General features: G+C 72.9%; 17 protein-coding genes. 11 read left to right on the top strand and 6 right to left on the bottom strand.

Annotated features, from left to right (window positions below):
• The first annotated feature begins 91 nt into the window (after positions 1-91).
• The gene (locus CRV15_RS31345) at positions 92-907 is read left to right on the top strand and encodes a hypothetical protein (protein ID WP_009999241.1); all 816 of its coding nucleotides are present in this window, start codon (positions 92-94) and stop codon (positions 905-907) included.
• Between the two features lie 30 nt (positions 908-937).
• Positions 938-1,249, top strand: a complete 312-nt coding sequence (locus CRV15_RS31340; protein WP_003958532.1) for a hypothetical protein — start codon at positions 938-940, stop codon at positions 1,247-1,249.
• 219 nt (positions 1,250-1,468) lie between these two features.
• On the opposite strand, the gene CRV15_RS37560 is transcribed toward CRV15_RS31340, so the two are convergent.
• Together CRV15_RS37560 and CRV15_RS36400 are read right to left on the bottom strand one after the other, a co-directional pair.
• Positions 1,469-6,043: an FtsK/SpoIIIE domain-containing protein gene (locus CRV15_RS37560; protein ID WP_009999239.1), complete on the bottom strand. Its 4,575-nt coding sequence runs from the start codon at positions 6,041-6,043 to the stop codon at positions 1,469-1,471.
• 43 nt (positions 6,044-6,086) lie between these two features.
• A complete protein-coding gene (locus tag CRV15_RS36400; RefSeq protein ID WP_003963228.1) occupies positions 6,087-7,331 on the bottom strand; it encodes a hypothetical protein in 1,245 nt (414 codons plus the stop codon).
• Positions 7,332-7,592: 261 nt separating this feature from the next.
• On the opposite strand from CRV15_RS36400, the gene CRV15_RS31325 reads away from it, so the two are divergent.
• Together CRV15_RS31325 and CRV15_RS31320 are read left to right on the top strand one after the other, a co-directional pair.
• Positions 7,593-8,063 (top strand): hypothetical protein, encoded by a 471-nt coding sequence (locus CRV15_RS31325; RefSeq protein ID WP_009999237.1) that lies wholly within the window; start codon positions 7,593-7,595, stop codon positions 8,061-8,063.
• A 124-nt stretch (positions 8,064-8,187) separates the two neighbouring features.
• Positions 8,188-9,075, top strand: a complete 888-nt coding sequence (locus tag CRV15_RS31320) for a DUF4765 family protein (RefSeq protein ID WP_003958572.1) — start codon at positions 8,188-8,190, stop codon at positions 9,073-9,075.
• Positions 9,076-9,225: 150 nt separating this feature from the next.
• Here CRV15_RS31320 and CRV15_RS31315 read toward each other — a convergent pair whose 3' ends face one another.
• Both CRV15_RS31315 and CRV15_RS31310 read right to left on the bottom strand, forming a co-directional pair.
• Positions 9,226-9,720, bottom strand: coding sequence for a TerB family tellurite resistance protein (locus tag CRV15_RS31315; RefSeq protein WP_003958573.1), 495 nt, complete (start codon positions 9,718-9,720; stop codon positions 9,226-9,228).
• Between the two features lie 190 nt (positions 9,721-9,910).
• Positions 9,911-10,615 carry a TetR/AcrR family transcriptional regulator gene (locus CRV15_RS31310; protein WP_009999236.1) on the bottom strand — a complete coding sequence of 235 codons (705 nt, stop codon included), beginning with the start codon at positions 10,613-10,615 and terminating at the stop codon, positions 9,911-9,913.
• A gap of 211 nt (positions 10,616-10,826) precedes the next feature.
• Here CRV15_RS31310 and CRV15_RS31305 point away from each other — a divergent pair, with 211 nt between their 5' ends.
• From CRV15_RS31305 to CRV15_RS31280, 6 genes are all read left to right on the top strand, one after another.
• Entirely contained in the window at positions 10,827-11,501 is a 675-nt protein-coding gene (locus CRV15_RS31305) for an SRPBCC family protein (RefSeq protein WP_003963224.1), read from the top strand.
• A gap of 1,013 nt (positions 11,502-12,514) precedes the next feature.
• Complete coding sequence (locus CRV15_RS31300; RefSeq protein ID WP_003958576.1) at positions 12,515-14,095, top strand: hypothetical protein; 1,581 nt, start codon at positions 12,515-12,517, stop codon at positions 14,093-14,095.
• A gap of 22 nt (positions 14,096-14,117) precedes the next feature.
• Positions 14,118-15,503 carry a cytochrome P450 gene (locus CRV15_RS31295; protein WP_003958577.1) on the top strand — a complete coding sequence of 462 codons (1,386 nt, stop codon included), beginning with the start codon at positions 14,118-14,120 and terminating at the stop codon, positions 15,501-15,503.
• Positions 15,500-16,288, top strand: a complete 789-nt coding sequence (locus CRV15_RS31290; RefSeq protein WP_003963222.1) for an SDR family NAD(P)-dependent oxidoreductase — start codon at positions 15,500-15,502, stop codon at positions 16,286-16,288. The genes CRV15_RS31295 and CRV15_RS31290 overlap by 4 nt, the downstream gene beginning before the upstream one ends.
• A 79-nt stretch (positions 16,289-16,367) precedes the next feature.
• The gene (locus CRV15_RS31285; protein WP_003958579.1) at positions 16,368-17,270 is read left to right on the top strand and encodes a GNAT family N-acetyltransferase; all 903 of its coding nucleotides are present in this window, start codon (positions 16,368-16,370) and stop codon (positions 17,268-17,270) included.
• A 169-nt stretch (positions 17,271-17,439) separates the two neighbouring features.
• Positions 17,440-18,705 (top strand): cytochrome P450 family protein, encoded by a 1,266-nt coding sequence (locus tag CRV15_RS31280; protein WP_003958580.1) that lies wholly within the window; start codon positions 17,440-17,442, stop codon positions 18,703-18,705.
• A gap of 113 nt (positions 18,706-18,818) precedes the next feature.
• On the opposite strand, the gene pip is transcribed toward CRV15_RS31280, so the two are convergent.
• Complete coding sequence (gene pip / locus CRV15_RS31275) at positions 18,819-19,775, bottom strand: prolyl aminopeptidase (protein WP_003963219.1); 957 nt, start codon at positions 19,773-19,775, stop codon at positions 18,819-18,821.
• A gap of 75 nt (positions 19,776-19,850) precedes the next feature.
• The gene (locus CRV15_RS31270) at positions 19,851-20,168 is read right to left on the bottom strand and encodes an ArsR/SmtB family transcription factor (protein ID WP_029183249.1); all 318 of its coding nucleotides are present in this window, start codon (positions 20,166-20,168) and stop codon (positions 19,851-19,853) included.
• Positions 20,169-20,322: 154 nt separating this feature from the next.
• On the opposite strand from CRV15_RS31270, the gene CRV15_RS31265 reads away from it, so the two are divergent.
• Complete coding sequence (locus tag CRV15_RS31265; RefSeq protein WP_003963218.1) at positions 20,323-21,357, top strand: alpha/beta fold hydrolase; 1,035 nt, start codon at positions 20,323-20,325, stop codon at positions 21,355-21,357.
• Positions 21,358-21,739: the final 382 nt, after the last annotated feature.

The raw sequence follows: 21,739 nt of genomic DNA, 5'->3' as shown, positions 1-21,739 counted from the left end.
GAGAACCGGACTGCAAAGTTCAGTTGAACCCTGGACTTGGTGTTCGCGTGATAGGAGGTGCCGGTACGGCTCCATGGAAAGGGGGAACCCCATGGCTGATTTCGTCATCGACTACGAGACGCTCTACCAGTTGGGCAAGAAGGCCGGAGAGCTGAAGAAGTCCGTGGAAGACGCCCGGGCCAATGAGTCGGGCTCCGACTACACCGAGGAACAGCTCGGCTGGTGGACGCTCCCGGAGGTCGTCGGTGATTTCTGGAACGACTGGCGGTACGCGTTCCAGCGGGCCGGGGACGTCCTGGGCAGTGTGGAAAGCACGTTCACCGCGATCGGCAAGGCGCTGTTCGAGCAGGACGCCTCGCTGGCCTCGATGGCCGGAACCCAGGCGGCCCAGTTCGACTACGCCGACTACGTCGGGAAGAAACAGGCGTACGAAGCCTGGCAGAAGCTCTCCACCACCTATGTGACCATGCACCACCGGGACGAGGACGGAAATCTCGTCGCCCGGCAGGTACCGCTCGCGGACGCCAGCAGCAAACCGGAGCTGCCGGGGGAGCCCCCCAAGGCGTGGAACTACACCGACCCGGACGGCGGCGCGAGCAGCACCAACTTCACCTACGGCGCCAATGGCGAGGTCACCGGCATCAGCTCGAACATCGCCAACAAGGACGGTCTGAACCACAAGGAGAACACCACGTTCACCGGGAACGGCGGCTACAAGACCGATATCGACCACGCCGACGGAAAGTCGACCAGCGTCGAGGTGACCGTCTCGCCCGACGGCACCACGGGGACCCGGACCATCATCGATGCCGACGGCAAGAAGATCGAATATCAGGGCTCCATGACGGACGACCCGAAGAGCTGGGCCAAAACCCTGGACCAGCGGGACCCGGACAAGCAGAACTAGCAGAACCAGCGGACAGGAAGAGGGAATCCCATGGCCAAGGGCGATATTCATCTCGATTACAACGAGATCGAACAGGTGTCCGCGCGGCTGAACAGTGCGGCCGACAATATGGTCCCGCAGCTCAGCGCGTTGCGGGGCGAGGTCTCCCGGCTGCTCAGCAATGGACTGGTCTTCCGGCAGACCAGCCCGAAGATGGAGGCGGCGTATCAGAAGTTCAACGACTCGCTCACCGCGGCGGTCAAGCAGATCAACAGCTTCGCCCAGCAGTTCAAGGACATCAGGCAGCAGATGGAGGAAATGGACAACAAGATGGCCAGCGGAATGGACAAGAACAGCAGCTGACCCGACCCGGCACCGTCGCACTGCGGCCCGTAGCGCTCCCGGCGCGACGGGCCGCAGTGCTGTGCGGACGGGCCCGGCGGTGCACGGCCGGGCGGTGCAGGCCGGGCGGTGCTGTGCCGCCACCGGCCGCCAACGCCAACGCCGACGCGGCCCCGGGCACCCGGCCCGGGGCCGCGTCGACGCGGTGCCACGCGGTGGTGGCACGGTGGCGTGCTCCCGTCAGGCGTCGCCCCCGGTGAGGTGCAGAACGGTCTCCGGGACGAGGACGGTGATCAGCGCCCCCGACTCCGGGTCGGTGGTGTACCCGCGGCCGGGCGGCCGGTTGACCCGGAGCAGGTTGTGCGCGAGACGGCCGCCGATGAAGTCGCCCTCCGCCATGGACTGGGGCGAGAGCAGCAGGCCCTTGCGCCCGTTCCTGGCCTCGGCGAGCCAGCCGCCGATGGCGTGGTTGATCTTCTCGGCGGTGCCCGCGCAGGCCAGGCCAAGCCCGCGGTCCCGGCCGGCGGCGATCACCTCCTTCAGCAGGGGGTCCGCCGATGTGTACTCCTCCAGCAGATCGGCGTCGTCGATCACGACCACGGCCGGGCCGCCGACGGCCCCGATCGCCTCGCGCAGCTCCTCCGCCGAAGGACCGGCCGTCGCCAGCACGCGGGCCCGCGGATGCTGGTGGAGCGCGCGCAGCGGCGACTCCCGGGGCGTGATGGCGACGATCCCGGTCCCGCCCGCGAGCAGCGAGACCGAGAGGCAGGCGAGGGCGGTGCTGCGGCCGGTCCCGGGCGGCCCGGCCACGACGAACGTCGGCGACTTGTCGGTGAAGTCCGCACCGACGGGGGCGATGTCGTCGCCCCCGAGACCGATCAGCCCCCACAGCGGGCGCCGCCGCCCGGCCGGTACCTTCTCGTACGCCTCCTTGAAGTCCACCCTGGCGGGCAGGACCCCGATCCGGAACGGGCGGCGGACGGGCGGCACCGCGCTGTCACGGGCCGTGGCGGTCCGGCCGATCGCCCGCAGCGCCTCGGCCTGCTCCTGCCCCGTGCTGCCCGGCGCGAGCAGCGCCACCTGCGTCTCCGCTCCGTTGGCGGTGCGCCAGCCGCGCCCCGGCGGGATGTCCGCCGGTACCCGTCGGCCGTCGATACCGGCCACGCTGTAGTCGGTGCGGTCACTGAGGCGCAGCAGCAGCCGGTCGCTGTTCAGCGTGGCCAGCCGCCCGCTGTGGAGCGACCGTTCGGAGGTGGCGACGATGTGCACTCCCGCCGCCGCGCCCTCGCGCAGCAGCGTGATGAGGTCGTTGAGCAGCCTGCCGTTGTCGTACTCGGAGATCAGCACATTGAGCGCGTCGTATCCGTCGATCAGCACGAAGATGTGCGGCGGCCGTTCGGCGGCGGGCAGGGTGGCGCGCAGCTCGGTGAGATTGCCCGCGCTGTGGGCGGTCAGCAGCTCCTGACGGCGCGCCAGATCGGCCACCAGCCGGGTGACGAGGCGGTCGAGCCGTTCGGTGTCGGCACGGGAGACCACCGAGCCGCAGTGCGGCAGCGCGGTCAGCGCGGCCAGCGCCCCGCCCCCCGCGTCGATGCCGTAGAGATGGACGTCCGCGCAGCTCAGGGTGCGGGCGACGGAGCCCGCGAGGGTACGCAGGACCTGGGTGCGGCCGGAGCGCGGCATCCCGAGGACATAGAGATGGCCGAAGGTCTCCAGGTCGAGGACGACGGGAAGCTGTGCCTGGAGGGCGGGCAGGTCCTCGACCCCCCAGACGACCGGGGCGAGCCGGCCCTCGGCCGGGGCCGGGGGCTCGGGCAGCTCGTTCAGCAGCACCCCGGTGCCGAGCGCGGGCAGCCAGGGGCTGGGCTGCGGGGTGTGGCCGAGCGACTGTGCCGCCGCGCCGACGGCCTCCACCAGCGCGGTGAGGTCCGTCGGCACGTCGGGCAGCTCGATCTCCGCGGTCTCCTCGCCCCGGCTCGGCGCCTCGGCCGTGCGGCCCAGCCGCTGCCAGGGCAGTTCGGCGGACCAGAGCCTGGCGGGCGCCGGGGCGGCCTCGGCGGGTTCGTCCACCGGGCGCGCCGTTCCCACATAGGCGGTCTGGAACGCCTGCACCGAACGGTGGCCGGTACGGGCGAGGGCGCGGCCGGGGGTGCCGGAGGAGATGGTGGCGGCGTCGGTGGTGTCGATGACGTCCTGGCTCTCCGACGGGTCGGTGACCCGCAGGGCGATCCGCAGATTGGTGTTGGCCCGGATGTCGTTGCTGATCACACCGGCGGGGCGCTGGGTCGCGAGCACCAGATGGATGCCGAGGGACCGGCCGCGCTGGGCGATGGAGACGAGCCCGGGGATGAAGCCCTCGACCTCGCGCACCAGGGTGGCGAACTCGTCGATGACCAGCAGCAGCCGGGGCAGCGGCGGCAGTCCGGGGTCGCGGCGGCGCATCGCCCGGTACTGCGGATGGTCCTTGGCCCCCGCCCGGGCCAGGATGTGCTCGCGCCGGATCAGCTCCGCAGTCAGGGACTCCAGGGCCCGCTGGACGAGATGGCTGTCCAGGTCGGTGACCATGCCGAGGGTGTGCGGCAGCCGTACGCAGTCCTTGAAGGCGCTGCCGCCCTTGTAGTCGACGAGGACGAAGGTCATCTCCTCGGGGTGGTTGGCGGCGGCGAGCGAGGCCACGAAGGTCTGCAACAGCTCGGACTTGCCGGAGCCGGTCGTCCCGGCGATCAGCGCGTGCGGTCCGTCCTTGACCAGGTCGAAGGAGGCCGGTCCGTCATAGCCGCTGCCGATGACGGCGACGGTGCTCGCGGGCCGCTCCCGCCAGCGCCCGGCGATCTCCTCGCTCCGCGGCGGTTCCAGCCCGAGCAGGTCGAGCAGGCCCACCCGGTCGGGCAGCCCGCCGTCCGCCTCGGGCGTGACATCGCGCACGGGGGCGAGACCGCGGGCGACGCGCTCGCACCAGGCGGGCTCCACGAAGTCGGGGCGGACACCGGTCTGGTCGGGCAGCCCGGTCCGGCGGGCCGTCAGCTCATGGCGGGCGATGGAGACGACGGTGGTGCACTCCTCGGGCAGCAGCCGTTCCTTCTGGTCCACACAGAGCAGGAAGATCCGTACCGCCGGTCCCTCCTTGAGCACCTGGACCGCTCCGGGGACGTCGCGCAGCCGCCGCGCCCCGTCCAGGACCACCATGATGTCGGGCTCGCTGAGCAGGACCCGGCTCAGGGTGGCCCGGTCGGCCTGGGCCCGCCTGCGGATCGTGGCGACGAGTTCGGCGATCCGGTTGGCGACGGTCTCCGAGTCGTTGCCGAGCAGGGTCACGGGGCCGCTGTCCTCCGCCGCGCCCACGGGGCCCGAGCGGGCGTGCGGCAGCCAGCGCAGCCAGGACCAGGAGTCGGCCGACTCGGCGTCGGTGAGCACGGTGATCCGCAGATCGCGGGGGCTGTGCAGAACGGCGGCCTGGGCCACCGCCCAGCGGGCGAGGGCACGCGCCTGGGGCCCCTCACCGGCGAAGCCGACCACACCGCTGCCCGCCAGGTCCACGGCGACCGGGACGTCCGGGATCTGCCAGCACACACTGCGGTGGTTGTCCTCGCGGGCGCCGTCCTCGATCTGGAGCAGGGACGGCTGCCGCGAGGTGCCGATCCGCAACATCAGATGGTCGGGGTCGCTCCGGCGTCGCTCCCACAGCCGCACCCCCGGGCCGACCGCCATCAGCCCCAGAGCGGCCGGATCGGGCGCGGACAGCACCCGCAGCCGCCGTTCGTCCGCCACCATGCGGCGGACGTCCTCCTCCAGGTCGGCGCGGCGGGCCCGGTAGTTGTGCACGTTCTCCTCGTACTCCTTGCGACCGCTGCGCAGGCTGCTGAGGTGGTTGCCCACCATCAGGACCGGGCTCATCAGCGCGAAGAACATGAAGTAGTAGGAGTCGAAGAAGTAGACCATCGCGGCACCCATGAACAGCGGGGCGACGGTGACCAGCACCGGGATGGGCCGCCGCCCCGGCGGGCTGGGCGGCCCGGGGAGGCGGAACTGCTCGGGGGCCAGCGGCGGGACGATACGGGGCGGCCGGTTGTAGTCGAGTCCGGTGCCCTCCTCGGAGGGGGTGACGGCGGCGTCGGCCTCCGTGGGCTCGGCCAGCCGGAGCAGATACTCCCCGCAGACCAGTTCACCGCCGATGGGCCACTCGGTCCAGCCGGGCGGGAGGTCCGGCGGGGGAGCGGGCGCCTGCCGCCGCTCCTCCTCGGCGTCCGACAGCGGCAGGTCGGGCGCGTCCACCGGGGCGCGGTCGGGCGGCGGCTCGGGGAGGGAGAGCGCGGCCCCGCCGTCGGCGGGCAGGGCGACGACGGCCGTGCCGTCCGGCCGCACGGTCAGCCGCACGCCCGCGGCGGGCACGTCCTGGCCGTGCAGCGGCACGGCGCTGCCGGGCGCCGGGCCGATGTCGTACGTGCCCATGCCGAGGAGGTGGACCCGCCCGGCGTCCGGCCCCCCGATGAGCTGGAGTTCGACCGCCGGGCCGGTCCCGTTCCCGTCGGACGGGTCCACGGGCTGCGGCATCCGGCCGCGTCCGGGGCCGTAGGCGCCGTCGTCGTGCGGCACGGGGTGGCCGAGGCCGAGTACGGAGCCGTCGCGGATGCCGCTGGCGGACAGCGGTGTCCCCGGCTTCAGCAGCTCCTGGCCCAGATAGCAGTCCGGGACGGGCGCCCCGTCCCCGGCCAGATGCTCGGCGATCTCGCGGACGGTGGTGGCGCCGGACGCCCCGAGGACCACGTCCTGCGGTGCGGACCCGTCGCCGCTGACGGTGGTGATGAGGAGTTTCACGGTGACTGCCTCTTCGTTCGCTCGGAGCTGTTCGCCAGGGGGGTCACTCCGCGGGCCCCCCGTCCGGCCGGTCGCGCGGATCGCGTCGGTCGCGCGGATCGGGCCGGTCGTGCCCGTCGTGCCCGTTGTGCCGGTCGTGCCCGTTGTGCCGGTTGTGCCCGTTGTGCCGGTCGTGCCCGTCGGGCCGGTCCTCGGAGGCGGCGGAGACGCCGGTGGGGGACGAGGCCCGGGGCCCCGCCGACACCTGCGCCGTCCCGGCCGGACGCCAGGGGCTCGCCGTCACCCGCGCCGCGTCCGGCTCCGTGCGAAGCCCCGGCCCCGTCCCCGCCTCCGGTCCCTTCGCCAGTCCCTTCACCGGCTCCGGCTCCGGTGGGGGCAGAACGGCGGCGGAGCGCGCCGTGGCCGTGACGGCTCCGGCGCGGGCGGAGTCCGCGGACCCGGCCCGGCGCGGTGGGCGCGGTGCACGGACGGCGACCCGCGCACCGCGCCGGGCGGTGCGTGCCACCGCTTCGGGGAGCGGCCCGCACTCCCCGCCCAGCCCGAGTCCGGGCGCCGTGATCCGGCCCTCGGCGTCCACCCGCAGGCTCCACCGGTGGCCGCGCGTCCGGCCGCGGACGAGGAAGACGAACCGCCCCGTCCCGGCCAGCCGCTGGATGCGCCCGGCCTGCTCCTCGTCGGGGTCGACGCAGACCACGGTCATGCGTTCCGGGCCGTCCGCGCCGCGCACGAACCCTTCCAGGGTGTCCAGCACCAGGGAGAGTTCGGGCCCTTCGTAGCGGGGGTGGACCCCCCGCGCGGCCACCAGGCCGGTCGGGCCGACCCGCAGGTCGATCTGGGCCGCGAGCGCCTGCGTCAGGGCCCGGGCGGGCCCCGGTTCACCCTCGACCGTGATGACGCCCGGCCCGCTGAACAGGTCCAGCACCACCGCCCCGCCCGCGTCGGCGCCGATGACGACGGGCAGCCTGGGCCGGTCGTCCCCGTCGTCCTCCTGCTGTCCGCTGTCCGGCGGGGCCTGCCAGACCCCGGGGCCATCGGCCCGCCAGGGCGACGGCGGCTGCGGCAGCCTGCGCCCCGCCACCCGCACGGTCAGCCCGGCCGGGTCCGCCAGCACCGCGTACGCGAAGGCGCCCGGTGCCTCCGCGAGCACCGCGTCCGCCGCGTTCAGCGCCCGCTCGGCGACCCGGGCCGTCTCCGGGTCGGCGATCCGGTCGGTCAGCAGCCGTACGACCCGCCGATGGTGACGGCCGGCCCGAACCGGTTCGACGAAGGCCCGGCGGACGAGTCCCACCTCGCGCTTCGTCCGCCGCCAGGCCCGTCGCCAACGCCTCTTCGGCGTGACCGTCCGCTTCGATCGACCATGTGCCATGGGGGGAATGCCTCCGGGTGCGCCATGCTGTGCCACGTGCAAGGTCTCGGCCTTCGGCACGGACCGGAACGGGTTCCGGTTCGACACCGGGACGGAATGGCGCGCTTGCTGTGGCCATGGGCGCTGTCAGTGCGTACGGGCACAATGCCCCCATCGATCCGGCCACACCCAGGGAGGCGCCCCGTGCCCGACACCACCCCGACCCCGCCGACCGTCCCCGGCGGGACCGCCCCCGCCCTCGCCTCCGACACCCTGGACCCGGACCGGATTGTCGCGGAACGGTATGTCACCGTACGCGCCGCCGGGCAGGAGCTGTCGGTCACCTTCGCCCCCTTCGGGTCCACCGTGCCCGCGGACCGGGAGACCGTCGTCCGGCTGCTGCCCCGTGCCCGTACCCTGCTCGCCGATTTCGCCGCCGTTCGTGAACGCGCCACGGAGTATCTGTGGGACTGGGGCGCGGAGGGGGAGGAGACGGAGGAGGAGAAGGCCGCGTTCCTCAGGGATGTGCTGCCCTCCGCCCTCACGGTCGCCGACGGCGCCGGGACGGAGGTCCACTACGAGAACATCGGCGAGGAGTACATGCTCGACGGCTACTGGCCGGTGGTTCACCACGACGCGGGGCTGAATCCCGTCCGGGTCACCGTCGAGGCATGAGCATCGGCGACGGTGAATCTGATTCCGGCGGGTGGACATTCTGTCTCCAGGCCCTCTGGGAACACGGCCTTCACCCTGCGAGCATGGGCGGGTTGACCCGTCTTTGACTTCCGGAGGAAGAGGCATGGAATTCGCCCGCGACAAGGACACCACGAAGAGGGGAGGACAGACCTCTCGGAAGTCGCGGGTGACGCCCGTATCCGCCGGTACGGCCGTGCAGAGGATACTGGCCCTCCAGAGTCATGCCGGGAACCGGGCGGTCACCGAGGTACTGCGGCGGACCGGGTGTCCGGAGCGGTGGGAGCGGCCCATCCAGCGGAAGGTGGACGAGAGAGAGAAGTCGGCGGAGAAGGACCGGCCCGGGAGACGGATCGAACTACAGGACCAGCCGCCGGAGCTGAGCGCCGAGGACCATGTCGCGGCGCTGCCCGAGGACAGCGAGCAGGAAGTCTTCCTGAAGCGCGGTGTGACGCCCACCCAGCGGAAACACCTCTACAAGGAGATCATCCGAGGTTCGTTCGTCAGCCTCCCGAAGATACTCCAGAGACCTGATGAGGACGCGACGAGGCCCGAGCGAGAGCATGCCGAGGGGTATGTGAGCCAGCGCCGCGACGAGGAGACGGCAAAGCTGATTGAATTCTCGACGGACGCCGGTATAGCCGCCCGGTTCGCCTCGGAGTCCCGGTTCGGGTATGTGCTCACCATCCGGATCAAGAGAAAGTATCTGACGAAGGGGGCTACGGGTTCCGAGCACGGCTGGATCGCGCGGCAGGGCGCGCCCTACGACATCGTCGCGATCGATCGGACGGACACGCTGGACAAAGAGACGGTCCCGCTGACCGAGGACGAGTTCCGCGCCGCCGTCAATAGGGAGGAAATGGCCGAGTTCCTGCTCCAGCTACAAGATCCGGTCACATTGGCGGCCCATATGAGTCAATTCGAGGGAGCGGAGAAGAAGGAAGAGGCCATGAAAATCATGAAGTACCGGAAGGACGTGTTCGAGGGCGGCTGAGCGGCGGGCGCCGTCCAGGGGCCGCGCGGTGACGGCGGCCCGCCGGGCGAGCCGGTGCGGCGGCGGACCGGTGGAGCGGTGCGGCGGTGGAGCGGTGCGGCGGTGTGGCGACAGAGCGGTGTGGCGGCGGACCGGTGCGGCGGTGTGGCGCTAGACCGGCGATCCGCCCGGGTACAGCAGGGCGTTGCGGGCGGCCCGCGCTCCTCTCTCCTGGAAGTACAGCTCCTTCAGGCGCTCGACGGTGTCCTCCGCGATCCCGAGCGCGGCTGCGGCCTGCTTGACACGGGCGACCTCACCCGGCGCGAGGTCGCCGTCCGCGGCGCACGCCCGCAGCGCGTCGAAGATCAGGGCACCGCGGCTGTTGTCGATGACCGTTGAGCGTGTGACCAGGTCGACGACATCGTCATCGGCCGGATAGTCGGCGAGTTCCGCCAACTGCGCGGCGTCCCCGCAGAAGGCGGCGAAGTATCCGAGGACCCAGTCGCGTTCCTCCCGCGAGATCACACCGTCGCCCTTCGCGCAGACCAGCAGGGCCTTCGCGTAGATCCCGATGTCGCCTTCGGTCGGGGTGTCGTCGAAGTCCCACTCCTGTTTGAACACCCACCTGCGGGCGAGCAGGCTGAGCTCCGCGGCCGACAGGGCCATGCCTCCTGGTCACCTTCTTCGGTCCCCTTCCCCTTTCCCGCCGGGCGGCGGACACGCTGTCCGGCGGGGGCGCAGCGGGGCGTGAGCCAGGGGCGTGGGGGTGTGCCTCCGCGCGTCGCCGCATGTTCGGCGCGAGCGCGGCACACGCGCGCCGGGAACGGGCGGGGCGGGTCCGCACCGGAGGCGGGGATCAGGGCCCCGGCGGCAGCAGATCGTCCAGCTCGGCGGCGAAGAACAGGGCGGGGTCGAAGCCCATTCCCCTGAAGTGGCCCGCGAGTTCCAGCGAGAGAAGGCCGTGGAGCCGGGTCCAGAAGGTGAGCGCCCGGTGGAGGGCGGCGGGTGGCGCGGGATGGGAGGCGGCCCACTCCCGGTGGGTGGCCAGATGGGCGGTGAACGGGGCGGCGGGGCCACCCGGAGCGCCCGGCCGGTCCGGGCTGTCCGGCGCGCCCGGCCCGTCCGGGGCGGGCGACGTGGTGCACGCGTCGAGGAGGTGCGACATGATCTCGGAAGATATGCCGGTGATCTCCTCGGGTGCGTGATAGCCGGGAACGGGCGTTCCGTAGACGAGGAAGTACCGCTGGGGGTCCGCCAGTGCCCAGTGGCGCAGGACCTGGGCGAGTTCCGCCAGGCCGGCACCGGCGGCGGAGGCGGTACGCACGGCGTCGGCCAGGCTCCGGTACGCATCCCGGATCAGCTCGGTGATCAGATCGTCGCGGCCGGCGAAGTAGCGGTAGAGCGCGGGGCCGCTCATGCCCATCCGTTTGGCGATCGCGTTGAGGGAGAGCGCGGACGCGCCCGCCGCAGCGATCTGCTCCCAGGCGTGTTCCTTGATCTCCGAGCATACCTGGGCGCGGTAGCGCTCCCGTGGTGTCAGGGTCTCCGGCGTGCCCGCCATGGCCCGAACCCCCCTTATCCCGCTCTGGGTTGATAGGTCAAAAGTTCCGTTAGAGGTTATCACGAAGGGGTGTTGACCCCCGCCCCGCTCAAAGTTATAACTTCTAACGAACACAAGGGAGTCTATCGCTCTTGGTGGGCCGCGTCCGCGCCGCGTACGCCGCGTACGCCGTGCCCGCTGTGTCCGCCCGTCGACCGTCAAGGGGAACACCATGCCCGGCATCCGCCGCACCGGCCTCCGCGCCGCCCTGCTCACGCTTCCGCTCATCGCCGGTCTCCTCGGCACGGCCGCCGCACCGGCCGGGGCCGTCGGGACGGCCGCAGCCGCCCCGGCGTACGCGTCCCACCCCGGCGCTCCCTCCCTCTCCTGCCGGGGAGAGGGCGTCGACCCCGGCGCACGCGTCCGCCACCGGACCGAGACCTTCATCAACGCGCCACTGCGTACTGTGTGGCGGCTCCAGACCGATGTGGAGCGCTGGCCGTCCTGGAAGGGCGCCGTCTCGACGGTGGACCGCCTCGACCACGGCCCCTTCCGCAAGGGTTCCGCGTTCCACTGGACCATGCCCGTGCCGCCCAACCCCGTCACCCCCGCCACCCGTCTGGAGATCACCTCGACCGTCGAGCAGCTCAAGCGCGGGTCCTGCATCCGCTGGACCGGGCCCGCGACCGCCGGGGGGCTGCGGATCGACGGGGTCCACGTATGGACGTTCACCAAGGTCGGGGGCGGTGTCCGGGTGAGCACCGAAGAGACCCACACGGGTCCTCAGGTCGAGGCGCACATCCCCGTCGCGACCGAGATCCTGCGTCAGGGCCTCGAAGCGTGGCTGCGCGATCTGAAGGCCGCCGCCGAAGCCCGTGCCCACAGCCACCACGGCCGGGCGCACTGAACCACGCGGTACCGCGAGCCACCCGGTACCGAGGAGCCACCTGCGTACCGAGGAGCCGCCCGGCGGGGCGCGGGACCTCTCGGCTCCGGGACAGCGCGGGCCCGTGGCCCGGGCGGCGCGCGGGACCTCGGCCCCGGTCGGTGTCGAGGTCCCGCACCGGGAAGAACGGGTGAACCCGTCGGAAAAGGCCCGTCCGAAAGCGCCTTCGTCTCTCCGCCGTCCGAAAATCGGCGCCCGCTGTACGCCGTGGCGGCGGGGCCCGCGCGGGAGCCAGGCCGGCCCGTCTCCCGCGCGGGCCCCGCCGCCCTTCTCCCTCCCGGCCACGGAAGAAGCCGTTCCCGCGACGCGTCCGCCGGGGCCTGCCCCGGTGGCCCGTGCCCCGCCCGCGGCCACCGCCGTACCCATCGGGGCCGCGCCCCCGAGGATGGCCGATTGCGGTATGCGACGGGCGCTGCACAGATCGCCACAATGTCATGGCCCCCGGAAATGTCGCTGCCAGGCGCAGCAGGGCGCAGCCAGTCGCAACCCAGGTCGCTTCCAAGGGAGTCCTATGCCAGCGTCCGTGACGCCGTCGCCAGGGTGCGGCGGCCCAGCGCGCTCATCCTGCGGACACAGGGCCCCGGGGGTCCCGGACGCCATGGGACCGCGATGACGGCGGCAGCACGTTCCTCGTCGGTCCCTTCCTCGTCGGTCCCTTCCTGCTCGGCAGAGTCCTCACCGGCAGGTCCCTCACCGGCAGGTCCCTCGGCGGTGGTCATCGGCGGCGGGACCGCCGGGCTTCCCACCGCCACGGCCCTGACCGGGAGCCTCGACGACGTCATCACGGCGGTCGGACACGATGTCCGCCCCGGCCGCCCCGCCTTCCCGCCGGGCCTGCCCCGTTCCCACCACCCGCGTCCGGTGCGGGAACGGGGGCCTCGCCCGCTCACCGCGCGGCCCCGGACCGCACTCCGCCCCGCCACCGTCCCGCGCCCGGTGTCCGCGCGGCCCGCCCGCCCCAGGGGGGACCACCGGTGACGAACGACGCCCTCGCCCACCCCCACCCGCTCCCGGCGCCGTCGTGGTCCCGGCGGGACGGCCGGACCGAGACCGCCGGGGACGGCCCCACCGCGGTGGGGCTCACCGGACACCTCGACGAGACGGACCGCGCCGGGCTGACGCACCTGCTGCGCGCCGAGCGCACCGCGCTGGCGGGGTCGGGCCTGAAACTCGACCCCGCGGAGAGCGAGACCGTCCTCGACCACCTCGCCGAGATCGCCGTCAGGGCGCGGTGCTGGCAGGACCACCCGGCGCTGACCGCGGCCGAGAAGGACACGCTCGCGCTGGAGCGGATTCTGCCGGTGGCCCGGCGGATCGCCTGCACCCGGCTGGGGCGGCAGCACCACCGGCCCACCACCCGGGCCCGGACCGACGCGGACGAGGCCACCCTGGCGGCCTCCGCGGCCATGGCCGACCGGGGGCTCCTCACCAAGGCCCGGGGCAGGACGGTACTCGCCTGGACCCGGGTGATGGCCCAGGAGACCACCACCCACCCCTACCGCGCCACCGGCCCGGACGGCTCCCGCCCGGGCGGCGCGGGGACGCTGTTCGACCCCGGGACCCGCGACATGCTCGGCGACATCAAACAGATGGCGGTGGACTTCAACGCGCTCGCCGACGACATCGCCGACGAGGTCCACGACCGGGAGCTGCTGGCCGCCATGGCCGCCATCCCCGGCACGGGCGGACGCATCCGCCGCACCGCCGACGCCGGCCTCGCGGCAGCCGCCCGGCGCCTGCCGAAGGGGTGGCGCCCCTACTACGACACCATGGCGCACATCTGGGAGTCGCTCGTCCAACAGCTCCTGGAGCTCTCCGGGGAACGGGCGTTCCGCCGTCACGAGGCCCAGCTCTGCCGCGACTACCGCGCCATCGTGGGCTGTCTGTCGGACAACCTCGAACTCAACGCCGACCCGGCGCGCATCCCCCCGGCTGCCGAGCACACCCGGCTCATGCTCGAAGGCCACAACATGAACTTCCTCGCCTTCGAGACGATGGACAGGATGGTCGCCGACAGCCGGTGCGACACCCTCCCCGCGCCGGACAGCGACACATACCGGGCCTTCCGCCGACTCTGTCTGCTGCTCCAGGGCAACGGGCAGTGCGCCAACGCCCTGGCCACCTGGCGGGCCGAACTCGAAGAGGGCTGTCTCGCGAACGAGGTGGTCCTGACGGCCCTGGGGCACGACACCGGCTCCGGCCCCTCTGATCCCTCTGACCTCTCCGGCTCCTTCGACCCCTCGGGCATCGGGCTCGCCGCCGACCTCCGACGGCTGTGCGCCGCCCGCGCGGCCCACCCCACCACCCCCGGCCGGGACCGTGTGCCCGGCCGCGACCGGGAGCACATCGCCCGGCTCACCGCCGACATCATCCACCGCGTCGAGGCGTCCGGTGCCGAACGCCGCTGCCACCAGCGGTGGACCAAGCGACGTGCCGCGGCCCTCGACCTCGTCCGCGCCCACCCCGCCATCGACACCTTCGTGGACACCGAACGGCTGATCGCCGGACACGACACGCTCCTGGCGATGTACCTCGTCTACGAAGGCCGGATCTGACCTGCCACCGAGGAAGGCCCCCATGGCCAGTCCCCAGACCCCGCTCAGAACGCTCCACCAGGTGCCCGAGGCACCCGGCCGCCTCCCGCTCGTCGGGCATGTGGCCACCCTGGCCCGCGACCCGTTCCGGTTCCTCATGGGCCTGCGGGAGCACGGCGACAGCGTCCTGCTCCACCTCGGCCGGACACCGGTCCTGTTCGTGTCCGATACCGAGCTGGTGCACCAGGCCCTGGTGGCCCAGGGGTCCGTCTTCGCCACCGGGCGGATCTTCGAACGCCTCGGCGCGGTCTTCGGCAACGGACTCCCGGTCGCGGACATCCCCACCCACCGCAAGCAGCGGCGCATCATGCAACCGGCCTTCCACCGCTCCCAGATGGGCCGCTACAGCACGACCATGACCGCCAACGCCGAGGCCATGGTCGCGCGCTGGAGCCCCGGCCGACGGCTGGTGGCCGACACCGAACTCCTGGACCTGGCGCTCTCCAACACCACCGAGATCCTCTTCTCGTCCCGGCTGTCCGACGCCGACCGCGCGGAGGTGCACCGTTCCATCCCGGTCATCGCCCACGACGTCCTGGTCCGCGCCGTCATGCCCGCCTTCCTCGACCCCCTGCCGATCCCGCTCAACCGCCGCTGCGACACCGCCGCCGCCCGGCTGCGCGTGATCGTGGAGGGCATCCTCGACGGCCACTACCGCTCCCCGCAGCACCACGACGACCTGCTGACCGTCCTCGTCCAGGCCCGCGACCCCGAGACCGGACGCCCCATGGACGGCACCCAGCTGAGGGACGAACTCATCACCATGCTCGGCGCGGGCACCGAGACCACCAGCAGCATCGCCGCCTGGGCGGTGCACGAGATCGCCCGCCACCCGGTGGCGGAACGACGGCTGGTGGCGGAACTGGACGCCGTCGTCGGCGACCGCCCCGTCACCCCCGCCGACATCCCCCGGCTCACCTGCGCCGAGGAGATCCTGAACGAGACGGTACGGCTGCACGCCGCGCCCCTGCTGACCCGGCGCACCGTCAAACCCACCGTCCTCGGCGACATCCGGCTCCCGGCCGGTACCGAAGTGGCCTTCAGCCCCTACGCGCTCCACCGCGACCCGCGCCACTTCCCCCACCCCGACGCCTTCTGGCCCGAACGCTGGCAGCACATCGGGTCCGGCCGCCCCCGGTCGTTCTTCCTCCCCTTCGGCGGGGGAGCCCACAAGTGCATCGGCGACTCCATGGCCTGGACACAGCTCCACATCACCCTCGCGACCATCTACCGGCGCTGGCGGCTCCGCCCCGACCGTTCCCACCGGGTACGGCAGCTCCCCGCCGCCATCACCCGCCCCGACCACCTCCCCATGATCGCCGAGCCCCGGGAGCCCGCGCCGGCCCGCGCCGAAGGAGCACGGTCATGAGGACCGCACCGCCCGACCTCCCCACGGTCGCCCTGGTGACCGGCGCCGCCAGCGGCATCGGCGCCTGCGCGGCCCGCGCCCTGGCCCGCCGGGGCGTCGCCGTCGCCGCCCTCGACATCGACGAAACCGGCCTGCGCGACCGGCTCGACGGGCTCCCCACCGTCCTCCCGCTGGTGTGCGACGTAAGCGACAGCCGGGCGGTCGCCGCCGCCGTCCAGGAGACGGAGGACGCCCTCGGACCCGTCGACAAGGTCATCCACTGCGCCGGCACAGTCCGCTTCGGCCCCCTGCTGGAGCAGCCCGCCGAGGACCTCGACCGGCTCGTCCGCGTCAACTACCTGGGCACCGCGCACATCGCTCGGGAGACCGTCTCCCGCATGGCCGCCCGCGGCTACGGCGACCTGGTCGTCATCGCCTCCGTCGCGAGCTGGCTGCCGGTCGCGGAAATAGGCGCGTACGGCGCGTCCAAGGCCGCCGTCCAGCAGTTCTGCCAGGTCCTCGCCCTCGAATGCCGGGGCAGCGGTGTCCGGGTGGTCTGCGTCTGCCCGCCGGCCGTCGAGACCCCCCTCCTCGACGAGAGCCGCCGCACCCACCCCCATGTCTTCGACAACCAGCGCGGCATCCCGCCCGCCGCCGTCCTCGCGGCGGCGGACGCCGCCCTGGCCCGGGGCCGCACCCTGGCCTTCCCCGGCCGGGGAACGGCCGCCATCTGGCGCGCCCACCGCTACGCTCCGGGGCTGACGGGGCTTCTCACCGCGGCCGCCAGACGGATCGGTACACGCTGAGGCCGGGGCCCGGTGGCCGCCTCCCGTCCGGCCGGGAAACCGGGTGCGGAGCGACGGCGCGGTGGTGTGCGATCGGGGGATGACGATCACGCTGGGCGGGCCGGGAGCCGACGGGCTGCCCAAGACGGTGGGCGTACTGCGGGAGTGGCAGCACGAGGGGGCGCCGACGCAACTGCACCCCGGGGACCTGGGCTGGTTCTGGCGGTCAGGCGCGGCGGCGACCGCCGCGGCGGTCCGGACCTGGACCCGTGCCGGACGGGTCCTCGCCATCGGGCTGCTGGACGGCCCCGGGCTGCTGCGGCTGGCGATCGCGCCCGGCGCCCACCGGGACGAGGAGCTGGCGCGGCGGCTCGCCGACGACATCACCCGGCCGGAGCGCGGCGTGCTGCCCGAGGGCAGGGCGAGCGTCGAGGCCCCGGCGGGCGCGCTCGTCCACGAGCCGCTGTCCGCGCACGGCTGGGGCACCGACGAGCCGTGGACACCGCTCCACCGCGACCTCGGCGAGCCGGTGAGCGACTCGGTGAACGAGCCGGTGGGCGGGCCGGTGGACGGGCCGGGCCTGCGGATCGAGGTGGTCGGCCCGGAGCGGGCGCACGCGTTCACCGCCGTCCACCGGGCGGCGTTCGACGGATCGGCTTTCACGGCCGAGCACTGGCACACGATGGCCGCCGCACCGCCGTTCGCCGACGCCCGCTGCCTGCTCGCCCACGACGACCGGGCCGGACCGGTGGCGGCGGTGACCGTCTGGTCGGCCGGGCCGGGCCGCCCCGGGCTGCTCGAACCGATGGGCGTCCACCGGGAACACCGCCACCGGGGCCACGGCCGGGCCATCACCCTCGCCGCGGCGGCGGCACTCCGGGACCTGGGCTCGTCGAGCGCGCTCGTCTGCACCCCGAGCGCCAACACGGCCGCCGTCGCGACCTACGCGTCCGCGGGTTTCCGCCGCCGCCCCGAGACCCGGGACCGCTACCGGAACGCCTGACACTCCCTGATATGCCGGGCATCCGCCGCCGACAGTGGAGACCCGTGCACGTTCCCGCACCCGTGCGGGTGAATTCGCGCCCACCAGGCAATCGGAACACACCCCGGCGGAACACAACCACGGACGACGTTCCCCGCAGCCCCGCCTCTTCTGTTGGGAGACTCCTGGCATGGGCACACAGGACCCGGACCGCGCCGACACCGACGAAGAACCCCTGGACCTGACCGATCCGGCCCTGGTCGAAGACCCCTTCACCGCCTACGCGCACATCCGCGCACGCAAGCGCATGGTGCGCGGAAGCGTGCCCGGCGTCGATCCGATGTGGGTGGCCACCCGGTACGACGACATCCGCGCCGTCATGAGCGACCCCCGCTTCACCATCGACGCCACGGGCGTCCCCGGCGCTCCGGTGGCCCACCGCACCGAGCAGACCTGGCAGGCCCGCGGCATGCACCGGGGGTACGAGAAGTATCTGCGCGCCGGGATCTTCGACGCGGACGGCGCCGACCACCGCAGGCTGCGCGGCCTCGTCGGCGCCGCGTTCTCCCCGCGCCGGGTGACCGGGCTGCGCCCCCGGATCGAGACTGTCGCCACCGGGCTGCTCGACCGGCTGCCCGACCACGCCGAGGACGGTGTGGTCGACCTCATCGAGCACTACGCCCGGCCCCTGCCCATCACCGTCATCTGTGAACTCATCGCCGTCCCCGAAGCCGACCGCGACCGCTGGCGGGCCCGCAGCGCCACCCTGGTCGCCGGGGTCTGCGGCGACGAACTCGGCGACGCGCTCGCCGGGATGGTGGACGACGCCATCACCCTCGTCGACCACCACACCGCCCACCCCGGCGACGACCTCATCTCCGATCTGCTCGACCCCCGCCACCGGGACCGACTGAGCCCGGAGGAGTTGGTCGCCCTCATCGTCAACCTCGTCGTCGCCGGACACATCACCACCGTCAACCTCATCGCCAACGGCACCGAAGCACTGCTCACCCACCCCGGACAGCTCGCCCTGCTGCGTGACGACCCCACCCTCATGCCGCACGCCGTCGACGAACTCATGCGCTACTGCGGCCCCGTCGTGCGCGCGCTGCCCCGTTACGCCCTGTGCGACACCACCCTGGGCGCCACCCCGGTGAAGGCCGGGGAGGCCGTTCTCCCGATCGTGTCCGCGGCCAACCGCGACCCGGCCGCCTTCACCGACCCCGACCGTCTCGACCTCGGCCGCACCCGCCGCCTCAGGGAACACCACCTCGGCTTCGGCCACGGCGCCCACCGCTGCCTCGGCGCGCACCTCGCCCACGAGGAGGCCGTCATCGCCCTGACCACGCTGCTCGACCGCGCTCCCGAACTGCGTCTCGCCGTCGATCCGCGGCGTCTTGAGCACGGAACCAACCCCGTCAACCGGCATCTGAAGGCGCTTCCCGTGCGCTGGTAGCCGGGAGCGTTCAGCAGGTGGGCCGCGACGGGCGGCGGTGGGCTCGGCAACTCGGCGGGCGGGCGGCTGGCGACGGGCTCAGGCGCTCGGTGGGCAGGTGGCTGGCGACGGGCTCAGGCGCCGAACCGCGCGATCGCTTCGAGGGCCGCGTCCCGCATCGCGGGGCTGCCCGTGTGCCCCGAGTCGTCGATCACCTTCAGCTCCGCGTCCGGCCAGGCCCTGGCCAGTTCCCATGCGGTCTGCAGCGGGCTGCCCAGATCCAGCCGCCCATGGATCAGCACGCCCGGGATACCGGCCAGCCGGTGCGCCTCGCGGAGCAGTTGCCCGTCGTCGAGCCAGGCGTCATGGGCGAAGTAGTGCGCGCAGATCCGGACGAACGCCATCAGCGCGTCGTCGGACTTGTCGCTGTACTGGCCCGGATGCCCGAGTGCCTCATGGGCGATGACGGCGTCCTCCCAGGCACACCACTCCCGCGCCGCCCGGCGCCTGACCGTTTCGTCCGGGCTGTTCACCAGCCGGTTGTAGGCCGCGACGGGATCGCCGTCCCGCTCCGCCTCCGGCAGCGCGTCGCGGAACCTCTCCCAGGGCCCGGGCAGCAGCCGTCCCACACCCCGGTAGAGCCACTCGGTCTCCTCCGGCCGGGTCGTGGTGACGCCCACGATGACGATCGCGGAGACCCGCTCGGGGTGGCGCTCGGCATAGGCGAGGATCAACGTCGAGCCCCAGGAGCCGCCGTGGAGGAGCCAGCGCTCGATGCCCAGGTGCACGCGGAGCCGTTCCATGTCGGCGATCAGATGGTCGGTCGTGTTGTGTTCCAGACCGACGGACGGGTCGGAGGCATGGGGCAGGCTCTCACCGCAGCCCCGCTGATCGAAGAGGACGATCCGGAAGACCTCGGGATCGAACATCGCCCGACTGCCGCGCCGCCCTCCGCTCCCGGGCCCGCCGTGCACACACAGGGCGGCCTTCCCCTCGGGGTTCCCGCTGGTCTCCCAGTAGATCCGCTGCCCGTCACCGACATCGAGCAGGCCGTGCGCGTACGGGGCGACGGGCGGGAACGGCTGGGGCATGACGGTCAGCCTAACGCGTGCCCAGGCGGCAGTACATGAGCGTGTGCGGCCCCCCTGCGGAGAGGCGGCGAGGCGTCAGTGGTCGCCGTCGGCGGCCGGGGCGGTGAGGACGAGGTCGAGCAGCCCGGGGAAGCGCGCGTCGAGGTCGGCGCGGCGCAGGGTGAGATAGAAGCGGCGGCCGTCGCGGCGCTGGTGGATCACGCCGCTCTCCCGGAGGGCGCGCCAGTGGTGGGTCATGCTCGACCTCGGGACATCGGGGACGATCTCGCCGCAGAACCGCTCCTCGCCGCTCGCGAGCGCCCGCGCGACCTCCAGCCGCAAGGGGTGGCCCAGCGCGGCGAACACATCGACGAGCCGGATGTCCCGGGCCTCGGGGTGGTGCAACTCCTCCATGGCCTCACTGTACGGGTACGCGCAGGCCGTACGGATCACGTGATCGCCGTTGACACCCCTTCCTCAATCGTACGAAGATCGCGAACGATTGATCGTACGAAATCTTCGTACGACAGGTCCCTGCCCGCGCCGCACCCCACCCCCGGAGAACCCCATGTCCACATCCCCCACGGCCACGCCCACCCCGGCGAAGGACGTGCGGAACGACGTGCCGAACGTCCCCGCCGCCGCCCCGGACACCGCCCCGGACACCGCCCCGGACACCGCCCCGGACACCGACCCGTTGAGCGATGTCGCCCTCGCCCGACGGCTCGGCCCCGGATTCACCAGCCGGCACGCCGACGTCAACGGCGTCCGGCTGCACTACGTCGACGGCGGCACGGGCGAGCCGCTGATCCTCCTCGGCGGCTGGCCGCAGACCTGGTGGCAGTGGCACAAGGTGATGCCCGAACTGGCCCGCCGCTACCGGGTGATCGCCGTCGACCTGCGCGGCATGGGCGGCTCGTCCAAGCCCGAGGACGGCTATGACAAGAAGACGATGGCCCGCGACATCCGCGAACTCATCCGCCACCTGGGCCTGACCGCCGCCACCGTCGCCGGGCACGACATCGGCGCCATGGTCGCCCACGCCCATGCCGCCAACCACCCTGAGGCGACCACCCGCGTGGTCCTGCTGGACGTCGCGCACCCGGACGCGAGCCTGTCCACGCTCACCCTGCTGCCGGGCCCGGACCAGCACACCGGCTCCGACATCGAGGCCGGGGCCCGCACCTATCTGTGGTGGTTCGCCTTCAACCAGCTCCGGGGCCTGCCCGAGCAGCTTCTCGAAGGCCGCTCCCGCCCCCTCGTCGACTGGCTGTTCGGCTACATGGCGCACGACCCCACCACGCTCGACGAACTCTCCCGGCAGATCTACAGCCGCGCCTACTCCACCCCCGAGGCCATCCGCGCCGGAAACCGCTGGTACCAGGCGTACAACCAGGACATCGACGAGGAACGGTCCTACGCCCCGCTCACCATGCCCCTGCTCGCCCTCGGCGGCGACCGGAGCAACTACGCCTATCTGCGCGACCTGCTCCCCGCGAAAGGCACCGATGTCACCGTGGTCGAGGTCGCCGACTGCGGCCACTACATCCCGGAGGAACAGCCCCAGGCGGTGATCGACGCCCTGACCGCCTTTATCGGCTGACACCGTGGGTATCTCCCCCTCACTGCGCTGACCCGCGTAAACAGCGCGCAGCTCAGACATCGCCCCGGCTACAGCGCGCCCCATGCGCACACAGCTCCCCCCCGGCTGTACCTCTGCCACGGCCGGGGGCCGCTGCACGGGACGGTGTGCCGACGCCCGAGGACCGCGTCCGGCTGGCCGCCCGGGTCCGCCTCTTCACCCCGTACCCGCAGGACGCGAACCTCTCGATCCGCTACTGGGCCCGGTCCGTGTGCCGGGGGTGGTGAAGGCGACCGCACGACCCGGCCCGGGGACGGTGGTGTCTCCGGAGCCGGTGTTACAGAACACGGACCGGGCCATCACCGCGTGACGACGCCCCCCGCCCTAAGGTCGGGTGACAGCT

The organism is Streptomyces clavuligerus (genome assembly GCF_005519465.1).
GTDB classification, from domain to species: domain Bacteria; phylum Actinomycetota; class Actinomycetes; order Streptomycetales; family Streptomycetaceae; genus Streptomyces; species Streptomyces clavuligerus.
Note: the sequence above shows the minus strand (reverse complement) of the source record. Positions and strands in the feature narration are given on the sequence as shown.